At 40.6% G+C, this 20376-nt stretch carries 19 protein-coding genes; 14 read left to right on the top strand and 5 right to left on the bottom strand.

Annotation, left to right across the window (positions count from 1 at the left end; translation table 11 throughout):
- Positions 1-241: 241 nt before the first annotated feature.
- The 6 genes from dinG to CSV70_RS03850 all read left to right on the top strand — a co-directional run bounded on the left by dinG (position 242) and on the right by CSV70_RS03850 (position 6536).
- Positions 242-3013: an ATP-dependent DNA helicase DinG gene (dinG, locus tag CSV70_RS03875; protein ID WP_099628147.1), complete on the top strand. Its 2772-nt coding sequence runs from the start codon at positions 242-244 to the stop codon at positions 3011-3013.
- A gap of 72 nt (positions 3014-3085) precedes the next feature.
- Positions 3086-3565: a cell wall elongation regulator TseB-like domain-containing protein gene (locus CSV70_RS03870; RefSeq protein ID WP_099628148.1), complete on the top strand. Its 480-nt coding sequence runs from the start codon at positions 3086-3088 to the stop codon at positions 3563-3565.
- A 37-nt stretch (positions 3566-3602) separates the two neighbouring features.
- Complete coding sequence (locus CSV70_RS03865; RefSeq protein ID WP_099628149.1) at positions 3603-4796, top strand: pyridoxal phosphate-dependent aminotransferase; 1194 nt, start codon at positions 3603-3605, stop codon at positions 4794-4796.
- Positions 4797-4840: 44 nt separating this feature from the next.
- Positions 4841-5548, top strand: coding sequence for a DnaD domain-containing protein (locus CSV70_RS03860; RefSeq protein WP_085133414.1), 708 nt, complete (start codon positions 4841-4843; stop codon positions 5546-5548).
- An 8-nt stretch (positions 5549-5556) separates the two neighbouring features.
- A complete protein-coding gene (gene nth, locus CSV70_RS03855; protein WP_085133415.1) occupies positions 5557-6204 on the top strand; it encodes an endonuclease III in 648 nt (215 codons plus the stop codon).
- Positions 6201-6536: a YpoC family protein gene (locus CSV70_RS03850; protein ID WP_099628150.1), complete on the top strand. Its 336-nt coding sequence runs from the start codon at positions 6201-6203 to the stop codon at positions 6534-6536. Before nth ends, CSV70_RS03850 begins: the two co-directional genes overlap by 4 nt.
- A 44-nt stretch (positions 6537-6580) precedes the next feature.
- Here the strand turns inward: CSV70_RS03850 and CSV70_RS03845 are convergent, their stop codons facing one another.
- The gene (locus CSV70_RS03845) at positions 6581-9304 is read right to left on the bottom strand and encodes a transglycosylase domain-containing protein (RefSeq protein ID WP_099628151.1); all 2724 of its coding nucleotides are present in this window, start codon (positions 9302-9304) and stop codon (positions 6581-6583) included.
- 24 nt (positions 9305-9328) lie between these two features.
- The gene (gene recU, locus CSV70_RS03840; RefSeq protein ID WP_099626440.1) at positions 9329-9940 is read right to left on the bottom strand and encodes a Holliday junction resolvase RecU; all 612 of its coding nucleotides are present in this window, start codon (positions 9938-9940) and stop codon (positions 9329-9331) included.
- Positions 9941-10142: 202 nt separating this feature from the next.
- Here recU and CSV70_RS03835 point away from each other — a divergent pair, with 202 nt between their 5' ends.
- The 5 genes from CSV70_RS03835 (at position 10143) to CSV70_RS03815 (ending at position 16269) form a co-directional block, all read left to right on the top strand.
- Entirely contained in the window at positions 10143-10520 is a 378-nt protein-coding gene (locus CSV70_RS03835) for a YppE family protein (RefSeq protein ID WP_099626441.1), read from the top strand.
- The gene (locus tag CSV70_RS03830; protein ID WP_099628152.1) at positions 10513-12777 is read left to right on the top strand and encodes a DEAD/DEAH box helicase; all 2265 of its coding nucleotides are present in this window, start codon (positions 10513-10515) and stop codon (positions 12775-12777) included. The genes CSV70_RS03835 and CSV70_RS03830 overlap by 8 nt, the downstream gene beginning before the upstream one ends.
- Positions 12778-12961: 184 nt before the next feature.
- Positions 12962-15157: a 5'-nucleotidase C-terminal domain-containing protein gene (locus CSV70_RS03825; RefSeq protein WP_085133421.1), complete on the top strand. Its 2196-nt coding sequence runs from the start codon at positions 12962-12964 to the stop codon at positions 15155-15157.
- Between the two features lie 159 nt (positions 15158-15316).
- Entirely contained in the window at positions 15317-15670 is a 354-nt protein-coding gene (locus CSV70_RS03820) for a hypothetical protein (protein WP_085133422.1), read from the top strand.
- Positions 15671-15900: 230 nt separating this feature from the next.
- The gene (locus CSV70_RS03815; protein ID WP_085133423.1) at positions 15901-16269 is read left to right on the top strand and encodes a DUF488 domain-containing protein; all 369 of its coding nucleotides are present in this window, start codon (positions 15901-15903) and stop codon (positions 16267-16269) included.
- Between the two features lie 71 nt (positions 16270-16340).
- On the opposite strand, the gene CSV70_RS03810 is transcribed toward CSV70_RS03815, so the two are convergent.
- The 3 genes from CSV70_RS03810 to CSV70_RS03800 form a co-directional block, all read right to left on the bottom strand.
- The gene (locus CSV70_RS03810; RefSeq protein ID WP_233191754.1) at positions 16341-17021 is read right to left on the bottom strand and encodes a DUF3169 family protein; all 681 of its coding nucleotides are present in this window, start codon (positions 17019-17021) and stop codon (positions 16341-16343) included.
- On the bottom strand, positions 17021-17224 hold the full coding sequence (locus CSV70_RS03805) for a helix-turn-helix transcriptional regulator (protein WP_099628153.1): 204 nt from the start codon (positions 17222-17224) through the stop codon (positions 17021-17023). The genes CSV70_RS03810 and CSV70_RS03805 overlap by 1 nt, the downstream gene beginning before the upstream one ends.
- A gap of 421 nt (positions 17225-17645) precedes the next feature.
- Positions 17646-18092, bottom strand: a complete 447-nt coding sequence (locus tag CSV70_RS03800; RefSeq protein WP_099628154.1) for a DUF4385 domain-containing protein — start codon at positions 18090-18092, stop codon at positions 17646-17648.
- Positions 18093-18217: 125 nt separating this feature from the next.
- Here CSV70_RS03800 and CSV70_RS03795 point away from each other — a divergent pair, with 125 nt between their 5' ends.
- The 3 genes from CSV70_RS03795 (at position 18218) to gpsB (ending at position 20371) form a co-directional block, all read left to right on the top strand.
- A complete protein-coding gene (locus CSV70_RS03795) occupies positions 18218-18439 on the top strand; it encodes a transcriptional regulator (RefSeq protein WP_085133426.1) in 222 nt (73 codons plus the stop codon).
- Positions 18440-18719: 280 nt separating this feature from the next.
- Positions 18720-19994 carry a ribonuclease H-like domain-containing protein gene (locus CSV70_RS03790; protein WP_099628155.1) on the top strand — a complete coding sequence of 425 codons (1275 nt, stop codon included), beginning with the start codon at positions 18720-18722 and terminating at the stop codon, positions 19992-19994.
- A 77-nt stretch (positions 19995-20071) separates the two neighbouring features.
- A complete protein-coding gene (gene gpsB, locus CSV70_RS03785) occupies positions 20072-20371 on the top strand; it encodes a cell division regulator GpsB (protein WP_085133428.1) in 300 nt (99 codons plus the stop codon).
- The last annotated feature ends 5 nt before the right edge of the window (positions 20372-20376 follow it).

The raw sequence follows: 20376 nt of genomic DNA, 5'->3' as shown, positions 1-20376 counted from the left end.
TTGAACCCCCATTTGAGAGTTATTCGAATGGGGGTTTCATTTGTAGAATAAGTAAGTAGGAAGAGGTAGCAATGTCGATCTGCTTTCCAGGCTGGAGCTACAATCCCGAACCACTACCTAAATATCCCTTTCAATTTGTTTGGTATGATGGGTTTCTTTTATGACCACATGCAAGACGTGAGTCGCCGTGGTAAATGTGATACAATTTGCATTAGAAACCAAATAGGAAGTTGATGATGGTATGTCTACAAGCAAATATGCAGTTGTCGATTTGGAAACGACTGGTCATTCACCTTTAAATGGAGATCGGATCATTCAAATTGCCATTGTATTTATTGAAAACAATAAAATAACAGATACATATATGCGTTACGTACATCCCCAGCGCCCGATTCCACCTTTCATTCACCAGCTGACATCCATTGGTGATGAAGAGTTGAAGGATGCTGCCCCTTTTGAGAAGATTGCTGAAGAAGTGGCTGATTTGCTTACGGGATGTATTTTTGTCGCGCACAATACAGACTTTGATGTATCATTTCTACAAAAAGAATTGGTTCGTTGCGGTATGGCAAAATGGCATGGTAAGACGATCGATACGGTAGAACTAGCGAAGATTATGTATCCTACTTTACCTGGCTATCGTCTGCAAGATATTGCTGAATCATTAAATATTTCATTGAAGCAAGCACATCGGGCAGATGATGATGCAGAAGCGACAGCGTTGTTTTTATTGAAGGCTATTGAGAAAATCAAAACGTTGCCTAAAGAGACGCTGAATCGTATGCATGAGCGTTCATTTGCAATGAAATCGGATGTGTCGACATTATTTTATGAAGCGCTTAAGCATGTACGTGGAAAAGACACGTCCAGTGACTATGCACTATTTCGTGGGATCCCCTATTTGCAATCTAAACCAACCACTACATCGTGGCCACAGCCAATAGAATTTCCTGTCGACAATATGGCGAAAGAACGAGTCATGCAGAAAATTCATCCGTCTTATCATGTTAGGGAAAGTCAAGCACACTTGATGGATTTGACATGGCAAGCTTTTGTTGAAAAGAAGCAAATCGCAGTGGAGATTCCAACGGGTGTTGGTAAGACGATTGGCTACTTAGTGCCTGCTTTGATTCGCGCCTATGAAACGAAACAGCCGGTTGTCATTAGTACGTATACGAATCACTTAGTCGACACACTCGCTGAAGAAGTCCAGAAGCTTGAAAAGGCTTTGCAAATGACGATTCCCACGACTGTTGTTAAAGGTATGGCGAATTATATTTCAGTTGGGAAATTTGAAGAACTTTTGCATTTTAACGATGAGGTTTATGATGATTCCATCACAATTATGCAGTTATTGGTCTGGTTAACGGAAACGACGACTGGCGATTTAGATGAAGTCAATGTATCAGGTGGCGGTCAACTGTTTATCGACCGTATTCGTAAGCGTTCAATGCGGGTAAAGAAAGACGAGCGGGTGGCGGATTTTTATACGCATACATTAAAAAACTGTCAGCAGTCGATGGTGATCTTGACGAATCATTCCATGCTGGTGAATGACCAGCAACGTTATGATCCATTATTCCATTCCATCAGTGGATTGGTGATTGATGAGGCTCATCAAATGAACCAAGCGGCAATTCGGACGCATCAACAAGTATTTTCTTATACGAAATGGAAGTATGTAATGAGTCAGTTGAACGGTTTAGCTAGCTGCCAACTATTGTTTGATATTCAGGATATCTTAAAGCGATTTCATTTCAATCATAAAACGTCTACTGAACGTCTTCAATATTCATTCAATGAATTCATGTTGGCATTTGACGAGTCGATGCTTATACTAGCGAACTCCAATTCAACGAACGACAATAAGTCGACAACGAGAACTGTGAAGCCATTATCCAAACGTTTGCGGACGAATGAAATCTTCGACAAAGTGTTGCGTAAGATGAATGAATATATAAGTGTGACCGAAAACTATGCAATGCCCATCCAAAACTTGTCGAATGAATTGACTTTACATGAGCAAGCAGCACTAAGTGAATGGTTTTATTGGATCAATGAAATGAAAATCAAAGCGGGCGAGTGGATAGAATTATTTTTGGAGCAACCAAACAGAAGCACTACCATTTGGATGGAGAAAGACAGCCGAAGTTTACCTGGCAGTTTACAAATTAAAAAAAGTCCAGTAAATGGTTCAGAAGTGATCCGTAATTTTATTGATACGTTTGAAGGCGAAACGGGCATCGTCTGGACGTCCGGAACATTAACGGCGGGACAACAGGACCGTTTTGTGCTAGACCAGGCAGGATTGCCTTCTAGCGTGCCGCTTTATACATTTGAGGCTCCAGCCAACTTCTATGAAGGTGCGCATACATTGATTGTGGAAGATATGCCGGATATTCAGCAAGTTTCAAATGATGAGTACATCGAAGCGGTAGCAGATGCATTGATCCAAACGGCCGTTGCGATTGAAGGACGCGTATTTGCCTTGTTCTTATCTCATGATATGTTGAAGAAGACATATCAAACGGTACTTGACAGCGAGTCATTACAAGAGGAATACATGCTGATCGCACAAGGTGTCAGCTCGGGAAGCCGTCATAAGTTGCTGAAGACGTTTAAGCAGCAAAAGAAAGCTGTATTATTCGGTACGACAAGCTTTTGGGAAGGTGTGGATGTGCCGGGTGAACAATTAACTGCGGTGGTCATCGTTCGTTTACCGTTTACTTCACCTGAGGAGCCATTATTTAAGGCTCGGTCAGAAGCTTTAGTTGCGGAGCATAAAAATGCATTCACCCATCTTGGTTTACCCGAAGCCATACTGCGTTTCAGACAGGGGTTCGGCAGATTGATTCGTTCAACCGATGAACAAGGATTCTTTATCATATTGGACCGACGCATTGATACTAAATCCTACGGCCAATCCTTTTTACAAGCTTTACCTAAATCATTAGTGAAAAAAGTATCTTTGGAAGGTCTAGTTAACGAGATCGAAAATTGTTATAATGAGTGATGTACAAAAAGAAAGCAGGTTAGAAAATGAATCGAAAAAAATCTGCGGTTCATTCGATAGGGAGTGACACTTATGCTCAACTGGATTAAGTTTCTATTCCTATTTTTACTCGCGCTCGGGTTCACGATTACTATAGTCGTTTTCTATCAAGCGGAAAAACCGTTTACTACATCTGAAAACAGAGCGAAAGAAGCCATATTGGCAAATAACGTTCTTGAAAAAGTAGATAAGATGGATCATTTTCATGGTAAAACGTCATGGATTACCGTTTATGGTACAGATAAAAATAATCATGAAAAAATTATCTTCGTGGAAGAAAAGACGACAAAGATTCTGAAAGCTGTATCAATCAAAGATGGTATTACAAAGCGGAAAGCCAAAGACATCATACAAAAAGAGGAGAACGTCGAAAAAGTCCTCAACGCCTCATTGGGTTTGGAAAATGACACCCCGTTTTGGGAAGTCAGTTATCTCGATAACGAGGATTTCTTACACTACGCGTATCTGAATTTTGCAGATGGAAAATGGTTAAAGCGAATATCAAAGTTATAGAGAAAAATGGGATTAGGACAAAAGGAGAGCGGTCAATTTGAGAAAGCAATTAGCGTCCAGAGTAAGTACTTTATCACCATCTACAACATTAGCGATTACAGCAAAGGCGAAAGAAATGAAGGCAGCGGGCATCGATGTGATCGGACTTGGAGCTGGCGAACCGGATTATAATACGCCTCAAAACATTTTGGAAGCAGCATACCAATCAATGAAGGATGGTAAGACGAAATATACTCCAGCTGGTGGTCTCCCACAATTAAAGGATGCCATAATTGACAAATTGAAAAGAGACCAAGGATTGACTTATACGCGCAAGGAAGTGTTAGTCGGTATTGGAGCGAAGCATGTACTCTATACACTTTTCCAAGTGTTGCTTAATAAAGGCGACGAAGTCATCATACCTTCGCCATTCTGGGTGAGTTATCCTGAACAAGTGAAGCTTGCAGAAGGCACACCGGTGTTCGTTGAAGGAACAGCAGCTGAGCAGTTCAAAGTATCAGCCAAGCAAATCCGTGATGCTATCACGGATCAAACAAAAGCGATTATCATCAACTCACCAGGTAATCCAACAGGTATGATTTATTCAAAAGAAGAACTCACAGCGATTGCGGAAGTTTGCCGTGAAAAAGATGTGTGGATCATTTCAGATGAAATTTATGAGAAGCTTGTTTATGATGATAAAGAGCATGTATCGATCGCACAGCTTTCAGAAGATGCAAAAGATCGTACATTCATTATTAATGGTGTATCGAAATCCCATTCAATGACAGGCTGGAGAATAGGATATATCGCGGGTAATGAAGAAGTGGTAAGCGCGATGACGAATCTTGCAAGCCATTCTACATCCAATCCGACGACGACTTCGCAATACGCAGCAATTGAGGCATATAACGGACCGCAAGACACTGTAGAAGTCATGCGAAAAGATTTTGAATCCCGCTTGAATCAAGCGTACCCTAAACTTTCTGCTATACCAGGTTTCCATGTATTGAAGCCACAAGGCGCATTCTATTTATTGCCTGATGTACAGGAAGCAGTAAAGAAAACGGGCTATGCAAACGTAGATGACTTTGCACAAGCATTATTGACAGAAGCTAAAGTGGCTGTCATCCCAGGCATAGGATTCGGTTCTGATACGACGATCCGTCTTTCCTATGCCACATCAATCGATCTGTTGGAAGAAGGAATTACACGTATTGATAAGTTTGTAAGAGATCATTGGAAAGCGTAAAACAGAAGCGACAAACACGTTGCTGATGAGAGGAAGTTTCAAATATGCAGCAAGATGAACGGCTGAAAATTTGGATGGAGCAGGGAAATGTTTCTATTTCCCAGCTCTTTTTTCAGCATTATAAACAATTGTTGATTTCGGATAGTGACGCCATGGTATTATTGCATTTGATCGCATTTCAAGGAGCGGGGAACTATTTCCCAACGCCTACCGATATTGCGAATCGTATGCAACTGCAAGAGAAAGATGTAACGAATTGCTTACAAAGAATGATGCAAAAAGGATTGTTTTCAATTGAACAAAGTACCGATGAAAATAAAGTATTGCATGAAAAATTTTCATTTTATCCTTTATGGAAACGATTGATAGAAGAAGTCGAAAAACAAGCGGTGGAAACAGAAGAAGAAGTGATCAAGCAGGAAGAGGGAGAAATTTTCTCTTTGTTTGAGCAGGAATTCGGCCGCTTCTTATCCCCTATGGAATTTGAAACCATCGGTATGTGGATTGACAAAGATGGTCATTCAACAGAAATCATTCGGGCAGCATTAAGAGAAGCAGTACTGGCGCAAAAAATGAGTTTGCGCTATATTGACCGAATTCTATTTGAATGGAAAAAGAAAAATGTTAAAACCATGCGTGATGTAGAAAAGCAGACTAAAGCGTTTCGTCCAACAACTGTAGCCACAACACCGCAAGTGAAAACTGCGATTAAAGATGTGCCTTTCTACAATTGGCTCGAAGAACGGGAGTAGGTGAAACGATGCTGACAAAAACACAATGGCAAACATGCCTGCAAACGTTCGAAGAGATGTTTCCTGAAGCTCATTGTGAACTCGTTCATAAAAACGCGTTTGAATTGTTAATTGCGACGCTTTTATCTGCACAATGTACGGACGTATTAGTTAACCGTGTGACGGCAGAGCTGTTTAAAAAATATGAGACTCCGGAAGATTATCTTGCCGTACCGATTGAGGAATTACAGCAAGATATACGTTCGATTGGTTTATTCCGTAATAAATCAAAAAATATCCAAGCGCTTAGCCTTCGGTTGATAGAAGAGTTCGGTGGGGAAGTACCCCCTAATCGAGATATCATGATGACGTTACCAGGTGTAGGTAGGAAAACGGCCAACGTCGTCGTGTCGAATGCGTTCGGTGTGCCGGCACTAGCTGTTGATACACATGTCGAACGTGTAGCAAAAAGATTGGGTATGAATCGCTGGAAAGATCGCCCGATTGATGTAGAAGAAAAAATCATGCGTTGGACGCCGATGGAACTATGGACACAGACTCATCATCAAGTGATTTTCTTTGGTCGCTATCATTGCAAAGCGCAAAATCCCAACTGTCCAGAATGTCCATTATTGGATTTATGCCGCGAAGGACGAAAAAGGATGAAATCCAAATGACATATGAACTATTTAAGAAAAACGTGCAACAAGTACTCGATCTATGGCAACAGCAAAAGCCTGAATTAGAAAAGACATATGCTGTAAATGATACGCGTAAAATGGAATTAATACAGCCGGCTATCGATCAGCTAGAGTGGCTAATTGAGCAAAGTGAACAAGTAGAGAACCCACATACTGGAAAAATGCACTACGCACTTGCGCCAAATAATTACGACGAACGGATCGAGTTCATCAAACTTCAAAAAAGCAGCCATTATGCATTAATTCAACTGACTATGCTATATGATGAGATGAAAAAGAAAGCAGCGCGATTACGCGTTCAACAATAAATAAAAGAGCGATTCCACACGTAATTGTGTGGAATCGCTCTTTTTTAATTAGTAGAGGAGTCAGATGATGTATCACCGGCATCGCTAGGGTTTTGACCTTGTCCTGGATTTCCCTGATTTCCCTGATTGCCTTGGTTCCCTGGATTCCCTTGATTTCCTTGACCTTGGTTAGTTTGACCTTGTCCTTGACCTTGACCTTGATTTTGGTCTTGGTTGTTCTGATCGTTAGGTGGGGTATTGCCATCTTGATTGGTCGAACCGTCTGGATCCGATTGATTTGGATTTTCATTCTCGGAATCATTGTCGTTACTTGGGTCGTTGTCTGACTGATCATCTTCATTATTGTTTTGATCATTATTATTTTCATCAGGCTCAACGATTGGTTCGTCTTCAATGACGGGTTCATCAGCGCCTTTTATCGAAAGGGAAGCTGTAGCCGATCCACTTGTATAACCACCCATATTGGCACTGACATGGAATGTGTAGTTCTTACCGTATTCCACACCAGAGTAAGTCGTTTGTTTATCGGAAGTCGTCGTGATACTTTGTGCTCCACCACCATCAACAGAAACACTGACGTTGAATGTAGGACTTCCTAGACTGCTGTATTTATTCGGCACATCATAATTCCATTGTAATTGAATCGTATTGGAATTCGCATCGAATTGTGCGGTTAATCCATCTGGACTCGGAATTGAAACCTTTTCAGGAATTGATGCTTTTTTAGGTAACGTGCCTCTGACGAATAATTCAGTACTGATGAGATTACGAGAAGTGAAAGAACTAGCAAGCATAATAGGATCGCTGCCTTTGACAATCGAAGCTTCTTCGACTGAGTCCGGTTGACTAAACGTGCCAGGGTCTTTTGCGATACTGCTCATGACATCTCTGAATAAATTTTGTGGTACGTAACGTCCGTGATCATAGGTTTTAATCGGTGAGAAATCTCCGTACCCGCCCCATGTAGAAATGGTGTACTCAGTTGTATAGCCTGTAAACCACGTATCAGGTACATAATGACTTTCCATATTATCTTTCTTCATTCTTTCAGCGGGATAATTGGTTGTACCTGTCTTTCCAGCAATGTCCATATTGCTGATATTCGCTCGTGTTCCTGTCGCTCCATATTCGGTAAGGACGTCACGTAATACATCTGTAATCATGTATGCGGTGGAATCTTTCATTGCGGTTACAGGATCCGGACGTAAATTCTTTTCCGTCTTGCCGTCACGCAATATAAGCTTATTTACAGTATGGGGTTTGGTGTAAATACCGCCATTACCGAAAGCGGCATATGCGCCTGCCATTTGAACGGTAGAGAATTCATCTCCACCACCAAGTGCATTGGATGAATCTATATTTTTATACGTAAAGCCAAGTTTATTAGCAAAGGCTTCTGCTTTTTTCGGTCCTACTTTTTCAAACGTCTTGACTGCGGGTATGTTTCTGGACCAATACAGTGCTTGACGCATAGTCAATGTACCGAGGAATTTACCATCTGCGTTACCGATGGCTGTACCTGAACCTTTATAGCTGTAAGGTTCATCTACCACCTTTTGACCTGTAGACCAATCTAATTCTTCAATTGCTGGACCATACGATAAAATCGGCTTAATACTAGAACCGGGTGCACGTTTGACTTCAGCAAAATTCAAGTTTCGCCCCGAATAATTCCGTCCGCCGCCAATAGCCACGATGGCACTTGTTTTCGTGTCGAGCACCGTCATACCGGCTTCCATTTCATCTGATTCATAATAGCTTGGATCATTGATTGCGGCTTCTACTGTTTCTTGTACTTTCGGATCTAGAGCAGTTTGTACGGTGATTCCTTCAGATAGAAGGTCGGTAAAACCAGCTGCTTCGATTTCATCCAGCACAGCATCTACATAAGCTGGGTATTTACCGAATACTTCACGATCTTCTTCCGCCAGTAGAGTGGAAGTGACTGGTACTTTTTTCGCTTCATTCATTTCAGCAGTCGTGATTTTGCCGTGACGCTCCATTAGTGATAGAACAATATTCCGGCGCTTTTCTGCACGTTCCGGGTTTTTAAATGGATTAAAGCCGTTTGGAGATTGTGGCATACCGGCTAGCATGGCCATTTCAGGTAAATCCAGTTCGCTTACTTTTTTTCCGTAGAAATAAGTTGCGCCTGTCCCGATGCCGTAGCGAGTACCTGACATGAGAACTTTATTGAAGTACATCTCGAAAATTTCTTCTTTTGTATATTCTTTTTCTAGTTTATAGGCAAGCCAAGCTTCCTGTGCTTTACGCTTCAATGTTTTTTCGTTCTTCAGAAACGAGTTTTTAATAACTTGCTGTGTTAATGTCGAAGCACCTTGTGATCCAAACCCACTACGGAAATTGGCGATCACGGCTCCTCCAAGACGATAAAAGTCAATCCCACCATGCTTGAAGAAACGAATGTCTTCTGTAGCTAGAATGGCATCTTTCATTTGTTCAGGGATTTCCTTATACGGTACGAATTCTCGTTTCTCTGCACCGAACTTCATGAACACATCGCCGTCTTTTGTCACGAAGTTAGAGGTAAGTGGATCTTTCAACAGCTCTTCGTCCAAGTCAGGTGCTGTACTTGCATAATAAGCAAATAATGAAGCCCCGCCAACTAGTACTAAGAGGAAAAGCGTTGCAATAGCTAAAAGGATTTTCTTCCATAATTGAGTAGGAAGCTTTTTCTGTGGACGCTTTGGTTTCTCCGTCACTTGTTTCTTTCTTCTTGCTGTTCTCGAGTTTATGTTATCACTCATAATATTTCCTGCCTTTCGCTTTCATTAATCTATCTTGCGCTTGATCCAATCCTTTACAGCTTGTATATAATCTAGCCGAGGGTGAAAACCGGTATTGATTTCGATGGATCGTTGTTCTATTTCAGATAATGTAATGGACTTTCGTCCGCCATCTTCCATGCGTTGCCACAAAGGATAAAATTCCTCGAATGGCAATAAGAAATATCGATCCAACAATGTGAAATTGACAATAAAAAAAGCAAGTCCGGATTGGTCGATTACTTGCTTCATATGCTGTACTTGATGCAAATGAATATTTTGCAGTGGCAATGAAGTTTTATTTTTCGTTTCCTTTGCTTCAAAGTCCACATAATATCCATTCCATACACCATTATAGTCAGTTGTCGAAGGTGTACGGAAATACGCTTCAGTGATCACTGCAGCGCTTCTTGCAGGATAGCGGACATTGACGATTTGTATGGGTACCGGCTTTTTATGGATGACGGCTAGACCATGCGCCAAATAGTATTCGTTTGTGTCGTTCAGTTCGTCTTCTAATGATTTACCCCGATTACTGAAGGAGTAGTCATAGGTTTTCTTTTTCGTAGAAGACACGGAAGGATTGAACTTTTTTCCGTTCGGATAACGTATCGCCAATGTGACCACCTCGTACTCTACATCATATCATACCGACTATTAGACGAGTTACCAAAAAGAAAGTTTCCATCGAGTTGAAAGTAGTCGAATTGGTGACGGCTTGGAATGTTTGTTCGTAGAAAGTGGAGCTGAAGTGGAATATCTGATAAAATGAAAAAAAGTACGTTTTTTTTACAATGAATCCTAAAGGAGTTTTATATACATGAGCAAGATAGAAGACACTAAGTTATTGCTGACAATTTGTGATGAATGTGAACAGCGGTTTTATCGTATGAGAGAAACAGATCATGAACCAGATTTCTTTGAAGAAGTGAAGCCGTATGCTGATAATAGCCACCAGGCAATTGCGCAGTGGGCGGAAGAGATGAAAGTGTGGATACAGAAGAAAAAGCCGCGCTATGTGCATGAAGTGCAAGTAGATTCGTTGAAAGACTCGATGACGCAATTCGTCGTGCAGTCTTTCTACAAAGCCACCGGTAAAAAGCGCTTTATTCTTTCTATCCGTGCAGCACGCTATACATTGCAAACTGTTTTGGACGCAATGAACGCGGATCAAGGAGAGGACCATGTGAATGAATAAACAAAGTATACCTGAAACGATTCAAGAACTATTTGCTGATTCACGCTTTGGGCCGAATATCGCCTATATCGAAACGCTAAAGGAGCAAGAAGCCATCCTAGCGGAGTTTCCTCCTATATTGCATTCGTCGATTCGTAAAGCGTTGGCAACGAAGGGAATTACTCAGTTATATAGTCACCAGCGACAAGCATTTGACAAAGTGAGTGAAGGACATTCGATTACCGCCATCACTCCGACTGCCTCGGGAAAGTCACTATGTTATCATTTGCCGGTACTGCAGTCGATTTTGGATGACCCATCTTCACGGGCACTGTATTTATTCCCAACTAAAGCATTGGCTCAAGATCAGCTAGCCGATTTGCATGATTTGATTGAAGCGAGTGGCGAAACCATTTTAAGTCACACCTATGACGGAGATACGGCACCTGGCTTGCGAACTAAGGTTAGAAAATCTGGCCATATTATACTGACAAATCCGGATATGCTTCACTCAGCGATATTGCCCCATCATACTAAATGGATTTCATTGTTCGAGAACTTAAAATATATTGTGGTCGATGAACTTCATACATATAAAGGTGTGTTTGGCAGTCACGTGGCACATGTCTTAAGGAGATTACAGCGTATTTGCCGATTTTATGGTAGTGATCCAATTTTTATTTGTACGTCCGCAACGATTTCAAATGCCAAAAATTTAGCGGATAATCTGACAAATAAGGAAATGGTGCTTATTGATCAAAACGGGGCACCACGCGGCAAGAAACATTTCGTTTTTTATAATCCACCAATTGTCCATGATGTGTTTGGCATACGGAGAAGTGCAGTGCTTGAAGTCCGTGATCTCGGCGCATTTTTATATCAAAAACATATTCAGACGATCATTTTTGCGCGAAGTCGGGTACGTGTAGAAATGCTTGTGACGTATATGAAAGAACTGACAAAGAAAAAGTTATTCGATAAGACGGTAATGGGTTATCGTGGCGGTTATTTACCATCAGAACGCAGAACAATCGAAAGTGGTTTAAAAAATGGTGATATTCGCACCGTGGTCAGTACAAACGCATTGGAGCTGGGGATTGATATCGGGCAATTACAAGCATGTATCATGACAGGTTACCCGGGAAATATTGCCAGTGCTTTGCAGCAAGCGGGGCGTGCGGGCAGACGCCAGGAAGATGCGTTGATTATTTATGTAGCACAATCGATGCCGCTTGATCAATATATTATTCAACATCCGCAATATTTGCTCGGACGGCAGCCGGAAGAAATTCATATTCATCCGGACAATATGCTGATACTGATGGATCATCTGAAATGTGCTTCATTCGAACTGCCATTTAGCTCTACTGAGACGTATGGTGAATTTGAAGTACAGGAATTATTGGCGTTTTTACAAAGTGAAGGCGTCTTATTACAAACATCGGATAAATGGCATTGGATGACCGAGCGTTTTCCCGCTGGAGAAATCAGTTTGCGTTCCGCGTCACAAGAAAACGTCATCATCATTGACCAATCAATTCCAAAAGAGACACGTGTCATAGGAGAGATGGACCGGTTCAGTGCCATGACGTTGTTGCATGAAGAAGCGATTTACTTGCATCAAGGAACGCAATATCAAGTAGAGGAACTGGATTGGGAAGAGAAGAAAGCATACGTTACAGTGGTCGATGTAGATTATTTCACCGATGCAAATCTCGCGGTGGAACTGAAAGTCATCAGTGAAGACAAGCGGATGGAAGACGGGGAGCGTACGCTAGCTTACGGAGACTTAGCAGTACTCGCGATTCCGACGATCTTTAAGAAAATCAAGTTCGATACACATGACAATATTGGATCAGGCCCTATTTCGTTGCCTGCGGAAGAAATGCATACGTCAGGTACGTGGTTAACGTTTGATGTCCCCGAAGGCTGGGAGAAATCCGACTTGACTGACGCGATGACAGCTGCAGCGTTTGCGATTCAATCACTGGTACCGCTATTCATCAAGTGTGATCGAAATGATATCCATGTTGTACCGCAAGTGAAGGCGATTCACATGGAGCGGCCGACATTCTTTATTTACGACAGCTATCCAGGTGGAATTGGTTTAAGTGAAAATATTTATAGTCGTTGGAAAGAATTATTAATGCTCGCAGCGGATCATGTGGCGGAGTGTCGCTGTGAATACGGCTGTCCCGTCTGTATTGGAGCTCAAGAAGCAGGACAAAAGAATAACAAACATCGTGCACATAGCTTGCTAGCAGAGTTGGCAAAGTGAGTAGAAAGAGAGTCGAAGAGAAGTACTTCGACTCTTTTTTATGTAGAAAGAGAAAGTAGTTGGCGGAACCGGTAGAAGTTTCCAAATTCAATAAAAAATATCGACCCTCTATCTAAATAGCAGTGCATTCTGATAATATGAATATGTACAACTATCAGTCTAGTAAAATGAGGGGGTAAAACAGATGAATAAAAGATCAGTTCATAGGTTTGGTGCTACATTTGCTGTCGCTAGCGCTATTGTATTGGCGGGAGGCTCTGTCAGTGCAGCAGAGCAATGGTATACCGACGTATCAAAGGAAAATACGCATTATGAAGCGATTAAAGCGTTGACGGACCAACATATCATTCGTGGCTATTCCGAAAATCAGTTCAAGCCCGGGAATTCCATTGAGCGTCGTCACGCGGCATTAATTTTGGCAAAGTTAGGGGACTTTGAAGAACCAACTAATGTGGCGGATGTATTAAAAAAGTTTAAAGATATTTCAGAAGACAGTTTCTACGCTAAAGAAATGGCGACTCTAGCGAACGCGAATGTATTTAAAGGAGACTCCAATGGGAATTTCAAACCGACAGCTGCCCTAACGCGTCAACAAATGGCGAATGTGCTAGTGAATGCATTGGATCTTGAGAAATACGATACAGGTAAGAAAGTGGAAATTAACTTATCGAATGTAGGAGAGTCACACAGAAGAGGTGTGCAAATCCTTGCGAATCTTGGTTTAACGGATCAACTGAGTAATTTCAGACCGAATGAGCCCGTCACACGAGGTGCATTCTCCTCATTCATTCACCGTGCCAATCAGCTGCAACCAAACGATTACACCTTATCATTGATGCATATGAACGACACACATGCACGTGTAGCGGAAATGCCAAAAGCTATTACCGCTATCAAAGAAGTTCGAAATGAAAAGCCAGATGCTTTGCTTCTTCATGGAGGAGATGTGTTCTCGGGAACATTATATTTCTCGGAGTTTGAAGGACAAGCGGATCTAGAACTGATGAATTTAATGGGTCTAGATGCAATGGTATTTGGTAATCATGAATTTGATTTAGGCGATAGTACGAATGGCCACAAGTCACTGGCGAATTTTGTGAAAGGTGCTAATTTCCCTGTAATCGGAGCGAATATAGATTTTTCCAAAGACCCCGCCTTGAAAAATCTAGTAAGCAAAACAGAATTCACTAGCACGCCGGCATTTGGAGAGATTCATAAAGGCTTGATCAAAGAAGTGAATGGAGAAAAGGTTGGAATCTTCGGATTGACTACTGAAAGTACAGCATTTGTCGCGAGTCCAGGAGCAGTAGAGTTTTTAGAGTATAAAGAGTCAGCTGAAAAAGCCGTAGCCTACTTTGAGAGCCAAGGCGTCAATAAAATTATTTCGCTAAATCATCTTGGATTCGATAGTGATCCATCTGTAGGTAATGATTTGCTTCTAGCTCAAGCAGTTGAAGGCATCGATATTATTGTGGGCGGACATTCACATACGAAATTGTCGGAACCAGTGATAGTTGATAAAAAGGCAAGTGGAGAAAGCAAAGATCCTACAGTCATTGTTCAAGCGGATCAATACTTGACGCATCTTGGAACACTGGACGTAGAATTTGATGATCAAGGTGTCATTACAGGTCATGCTGGAAAATTAATCAGCTTAAAAGACAAAGCGAATGATGTAGAAGCAGCGGAAGCACTTCTCAAATATTCCGGAAAAATTGATGAAACGTTTGGTAAAGAAATCGGAGCGACTTTAGAAGTGGATTTGCCAAACCCGAGAAGTCGTGAAGGAGAGAATTCTACGGATAGTGTCCGTGCGAATGAAACAGCACTCGGTAATTTAATAACGGACGGAATGCTAGAAAAAGCAAAAGAATATGATCCGAAAACGGTAATTGCTCTACAAAACGGTGGAGGAATCCGCAATCATTTAAATAAAGGACAAGTCACGGTCGGAGCAGTAATTGAAGTGCTGCCATTCGGTAATACTTTATCCCTTGTTACGCTTACGGGTGAAGAAATTAAAAATACGCTTGAGCATAGTGTGCGAAATGTACCTAAAGAAGAGGGCGGTTTCTTGCATATGTCAGGAATGAAAATGACATTCGATAGCAGTAAAGAAGTGGGTAATCGAGTTCAGACTATGCAAGTAAAAACGAATGACGAGTTCGTTGATGTAGAGATGGATAAAGAGTATGTGATCACGACAAATGCCTTTACAGCAAGAGGCGGAGATGGTTTTAAAGTGCTTGGTGAAGCATACGAAAATGGCCGTGTGACCGATCTTGGTTTGGATGATTGGGTGAACTTACGGGATCACATGATCAAGCTTGGAACAGTCAAGCCTGAAATTGAAGGTCGAATTGTTGATGTGAATAAGTAATATACATGAATGTAAAAGAGTTGGAGCCCAAAAAGCTTCGACTCTTTTTATGTAAAAAATATTTTTCTTAGGTGTATCCTTTTTACAATATGTAACTATATAGCATATGAAGAGAGAGAAATGCTTCTCTAACATTCGAATCCATTAGGAGGAAATACTATGTATTTATTACTCGATGAACCTTCATTTACTTTGCAAACTACTTTAGTTATGGAAATCGGGCTTAATGAAGCCTTTTTACTGCAACATCTTCATTATCGTTCGCTCATTTCAAAAAATGAACGGGATGGATACAAATGGGTGTACAAAACGTATACGGACTGGAAGGAAGAGATTCCATTTTGGTCACTCAATAAAATACGGCGTACTATTTACAGTTTAGAGTCACAAGGCTATTTGATCTCCAATTCCTCGTATAATAAAATGAAAATTGATAGAACGAAATGGTATCGCGTCGATTATACGAAACCGATTTTTCAAAAACAAAATAGCACGGTGGACGTATCAAGTTGAAACGTCGACGGCACAAATAGAAACGACGGATTTGCTCGGAATTGACAAATGAAGTTGCCCGAACTGAGCATACCAATAACCAATGTACTATTAAATAAATTAAAAATAAAGATATTGTCGAGATGAATCTCGACGTTGCATTTTTGGTAATATATCCTAAAACAAATAATTTGTTAACTTGAAGAATTTAGGGTAGAAGTATTCTGAGAACCGAATAGGAGGAAATCTACATGCCAGTTCAGATCAAACGGGTTTATGAGGATGCAGAGAAAGATGATGGATTGCGAGTTCTAGTGGATCGTCTATGGCCACGAGGAATGAGTAAGGAAGATGCACAAGTGGATGAATGGTTAAAAGAAGTAGGACCGAGCACAGAACTTCGCCAATGGTTTGACCATGATCCCGATAAATTTGAAGGTTTCAAGGAAAAGTATAAAGAAGAATTGAAAAACAATGAAGCACAGCAAGAAGAGTTAGAAAAGCTGAAGGACTGGACAAAAGAATATAAGAAGAATATAACGCTAGTATTTGGAGCGAAGGATGAAAAGAATAATCAAGCTGTAGTATTAAAAGAAATCTTGGATCATCAGCAAGTGTAATGATCGAATACAAAACGCTGTTCAAGGAAACAAACACTTGAACAGCAAATTTCAATATATCGATTGATTTATTATTTATTACGTATTGTCAGCAAATACTGTGCGTTCGTTACAATCAGTATGATTCCTACAATGAAAATAGAGAATAACTGGGAATTACCTGTGCCCACGGAGTACAGAATAAATAACATCAATGCGATGATCAATGACAGATTCATTGTGTTAAACGTTTTATAAAAGCCTTGAAGCATGACGAACCTCTCGCCTTCATCCGAAGCGGCTAGCAACTTCTTGGCAAAGTTTTTTTCAGAAGCCGAGGGTAGATCACGGTCCGGATAAACGGTTTTCATCAAACCGGGGACCAACATAGAAAATAAGATGGATACTAGTAGAACGCCTCCGGAAGTTAGTAATAACCACGTTGGCTGATCGGTGATGATAGAGATCCCAATCGCCATGATACTTACAATTAGCGCAACATTATTACATAAATTCATGTCACTGAATCGTTTATATTGCCAAACATCGCGTTCGTCTTCGTCAACACCTGTCAGTATGAGATGGGCTTTCTTTTTCATTTGAGTAGAACTGATAGCAATAAAGACAAAAAGCAATAAAGTGATGGCGATCAACACACTATTTACTTCTAATCCAATAGGTGGAAAGCCTGCTTTGAAATCAATAGATAATGCGGCATACATTCCAAAAAATCCGACTACTGCTCCTATGAGCGTCCAAATTATCATTCTCATTATAATTCCTCCTCATCAAAAATAAAAATACTTTCAATTGTCTCATCAAAAATATGTGCAATCCGTTTCGCTATAAGCAAGGAGGGCACAAATTCTTCCCTTTCAATTAAACTAATCGTCTGCCTAGATACTTTTGCTCGCTTGGCAAGTTCTGTCTGATTGAGCCCGTCACGCGCTCGTAATTCTTTTAATCTTGTTCTCACTAGCCTCACCTCTTACTGGTATTGTAACGTATGATGTTCACTTTGACAAGTTTAATTGTCAAAGTGACTATTTTACACGTCTTTTGAGGTGTTTATACGATATTCAATTTGGTTATTAATCGATAATAAAGGGGACGAGGTTCATGCTTAAATGATTAGTAGTGAAGATATGTGAAAGTATTTGGTTTATTCCGAGCGTTAATATGATGTCACATCCTTATTTTACGAGTATTTCGGAAGATCAAAAGACGAGAGATTTTGTATGGTGGATGACCAATTATGTGTGGAACCTTCTTACTCGTTCTGTACGCGAGCCATTGGAAAGCTAAAGGTTCCAAGAGAAACGTCAAGTAATCTATGAACTAACTCAATAAATAAAGCGGTGAATGTGTGCTAGACATTCATTGCTTTTTCATGCGTATTACCCATATGCTTTCTGATGTGCTTTTTTCCGCTTAATATACTCTTCATCTTTGCGAATGGCGTCCCATCGTTCTTTGAAAATTTGTGCAGACTCTGCCTTGACAGAATCCATATCGCGCTCTTTTACCGTTCCATCTTCATTATATTTTCTTCCGCTTTTATGATTCGCATAACGACGTGCACGAGTATATCCCATTTGAATGAACTTACGTGCCATATCCATTCCAACAAAGTCATCCTGCTTTCGGTATTCTTCAAAAAGCGCACAAATTTGATCTGCAGACTCTTTTGCGATTTCAGGTGTCTTAAAGCGCCAATGAGGTAAAATTTCACTTTTGTAAGGCTCAACCAACAACACGCCTTGTTCGCCTCTTCCGACTTTATATAATTCGGGGTGTTTGCGTAAGTCTAACGTACTATAATCTACATCATAATCGAATGGCATATATTCACGTCCTTTTTCTTCTACTTTACCCCTAAAAGAATGGGGAAAAACAGGAGAATTCATATATAAAATACTTTACAACAGAACATACATTCTTTATACTGGAACAAAGGGAGGGAACGAACGTGCGGTGTTCATTAGAAAAAGCATTACGATACGATGATATTCTTGAAGTGATTTATGAAGCGAAAGATGGCTCCATTAGCAAGCGGAAAATACGTGTACTGAATTTACATGGCAAAACATTTACAGCGTACTGTTTTCTGCGTAACTCCAAACGGACTTTCCTGATTGATCATGTACTGGCAGTCGTTCCTGTGGGTGTGAAAGAAACGGTTATAGTTTAATCGAATAAATATATAATCAACTCAAGCGATCTGTCCTATTTTCGGGGATACATCGCTTTTTTATTGTTCAAGATATGAAGTAATGCAACGTCAGAAAATCAAATTTCATATAAAACAAGACATTTCATGTATAATTTATATCATAATGATCTTTTTTGAGGTGAAGTTATGATAGACCAGGAGATAACTAAAGTGAAATTTACTTGGTACTATAGACAAGAAGTTCAACATATAGTGGATAGCCAACAAATAGAGGAACAGATAGATGAGTTGAAACGTCATGTCATATGAGCAGAAACTAATGGCGATGAAATCACTTTTGAAGAAGACGACAGTTGTTCAGGAAGTGGAAGAGACGTTCACAACACCACCAGCACCAAGCTATGAAAAACGCTGGTTGACGACGGGTATGGAGAAAATTGAAAATCAATTTGGTGTCGTCTATAAACGTGTTATTCATTATCCGCTCGATACGATGCACGGTGATTTTCGTTTGGGTGATGTGAAGCAGAAGTTGATGAAATGGTCTGAAGCTAACTACTTGCACCCATTATCCCCAAATGCCGGTAAGCTACTATTTTTTGATACGGAGACAACAGGTTTAAAAGGCGCCGGTGCTGTCATTTTTTTAATTGGGCTATTGGAATTAAAGTCCGATGAATTCGTTATGACACAGTACGTGTTGCCGAACCCTGATCATGAAGCGGCATTTCTTTATGCATCAGAATTATGGAGAGAAGGACTTACACTCGTCACATTTAACGGCAAAAGCTTTGATTTCCCCCAACTACAAACGCGTTGGTCATTACATCGGAAGTTGTTGCCGCCACTACCTATCCCACATCAAATCGATTTGTTGCATGGATCGCGCCGTATTTGGAAAGGGCAAATGGAATCATTCAAGTTGACCGAAGTGGAGAGAACACAGCTAGGCTTTCATCGTAAAGACGATATACCTGGACATATGGCGCCTATTATTTATCAAGATGCGGTGAAAAACGGTCGTGCGGAAATTTTAATGAAAGTTATGTGGCATAATGAATGGGATATTCTATCGCTTGTGACGCTGTTTAGTCTTTCGACCGATATCGTCATGGAAGAAGCTAGTCAGCAAAATGCTCAAATTGCAACGAATATCGCTAAATGGTTCCAAGATCTTGGTTTGAAAGATCATAGTTTTATAGAACTTCAACGAATTGCGGAAGTGTACGGGACGAGTTATCCAATGACGCATTATCATCTAGGTTTTTTACTGAAGCGTCATAAAGAATTCGATCGGGCGATTCGGTCATTTGATATTGTCGCAACGCATGGTACAGGCAGGGAACAGCTACTAGCGTATGAGGAACTGGCAAAGTTATATGAGCACCAAGTAAAGGATTATTCGCTCGCATATGAACACATACTAAGTGCGGGTCAACTATTGCAACAATCCAATGAATTTACACAACGTTTCAGCAATCGCATGAAGAAGTCATTAACGAAACGGGAAATGCGAGTAAATAGAAAATTATTTCCTGGGCAAGCGCAAGAAGCGACGGATGAAGAGCAATAGCCTTTTTCAGTAAGACAAAGAATGACAACATATGCTATAATGGCCTTATGGAATCATAGACGGAAGGACGTTTTGTCATGGAATTAAAGCTAGAAACGAAAACGATTTTAGAAAAAGAATTTAAACAAGCCATTCGAGGCTATAAGCAAGAAGAAGTGGACTGGTTTTTGGATGATGTCATCCAAGACTATGAAACATTTAAGAAAGAAATTGCACGTCTACAAGAGGAAAATATTAGATTAAAGTCGGAAGTAAACTCTTCACAAAGACGTTCTGCAACACCGGCTCCTCAAACGACGAATATTGATATCATTCAGCGTATCGCAAATCTTGAAAGAGAAGTATTTGGTGATAAATTGGTTCAGCCTGAAGAGTAAAAAGT

Source organism: Sporosarcina sp. P25 (assembly GCF_002743235.1).
GTDB classification, from domain to species: domain Bacteria; phylum Bacillota; class Bacilli; order Bacillales_A; family Planococcaceae; genus Sporosarcina; species Sporosarcina ureae_B.
Note: the sequence above shows the minus strand (reverse complement) of the source record. Positions and strands in the feature narration are given on the sequence as shown.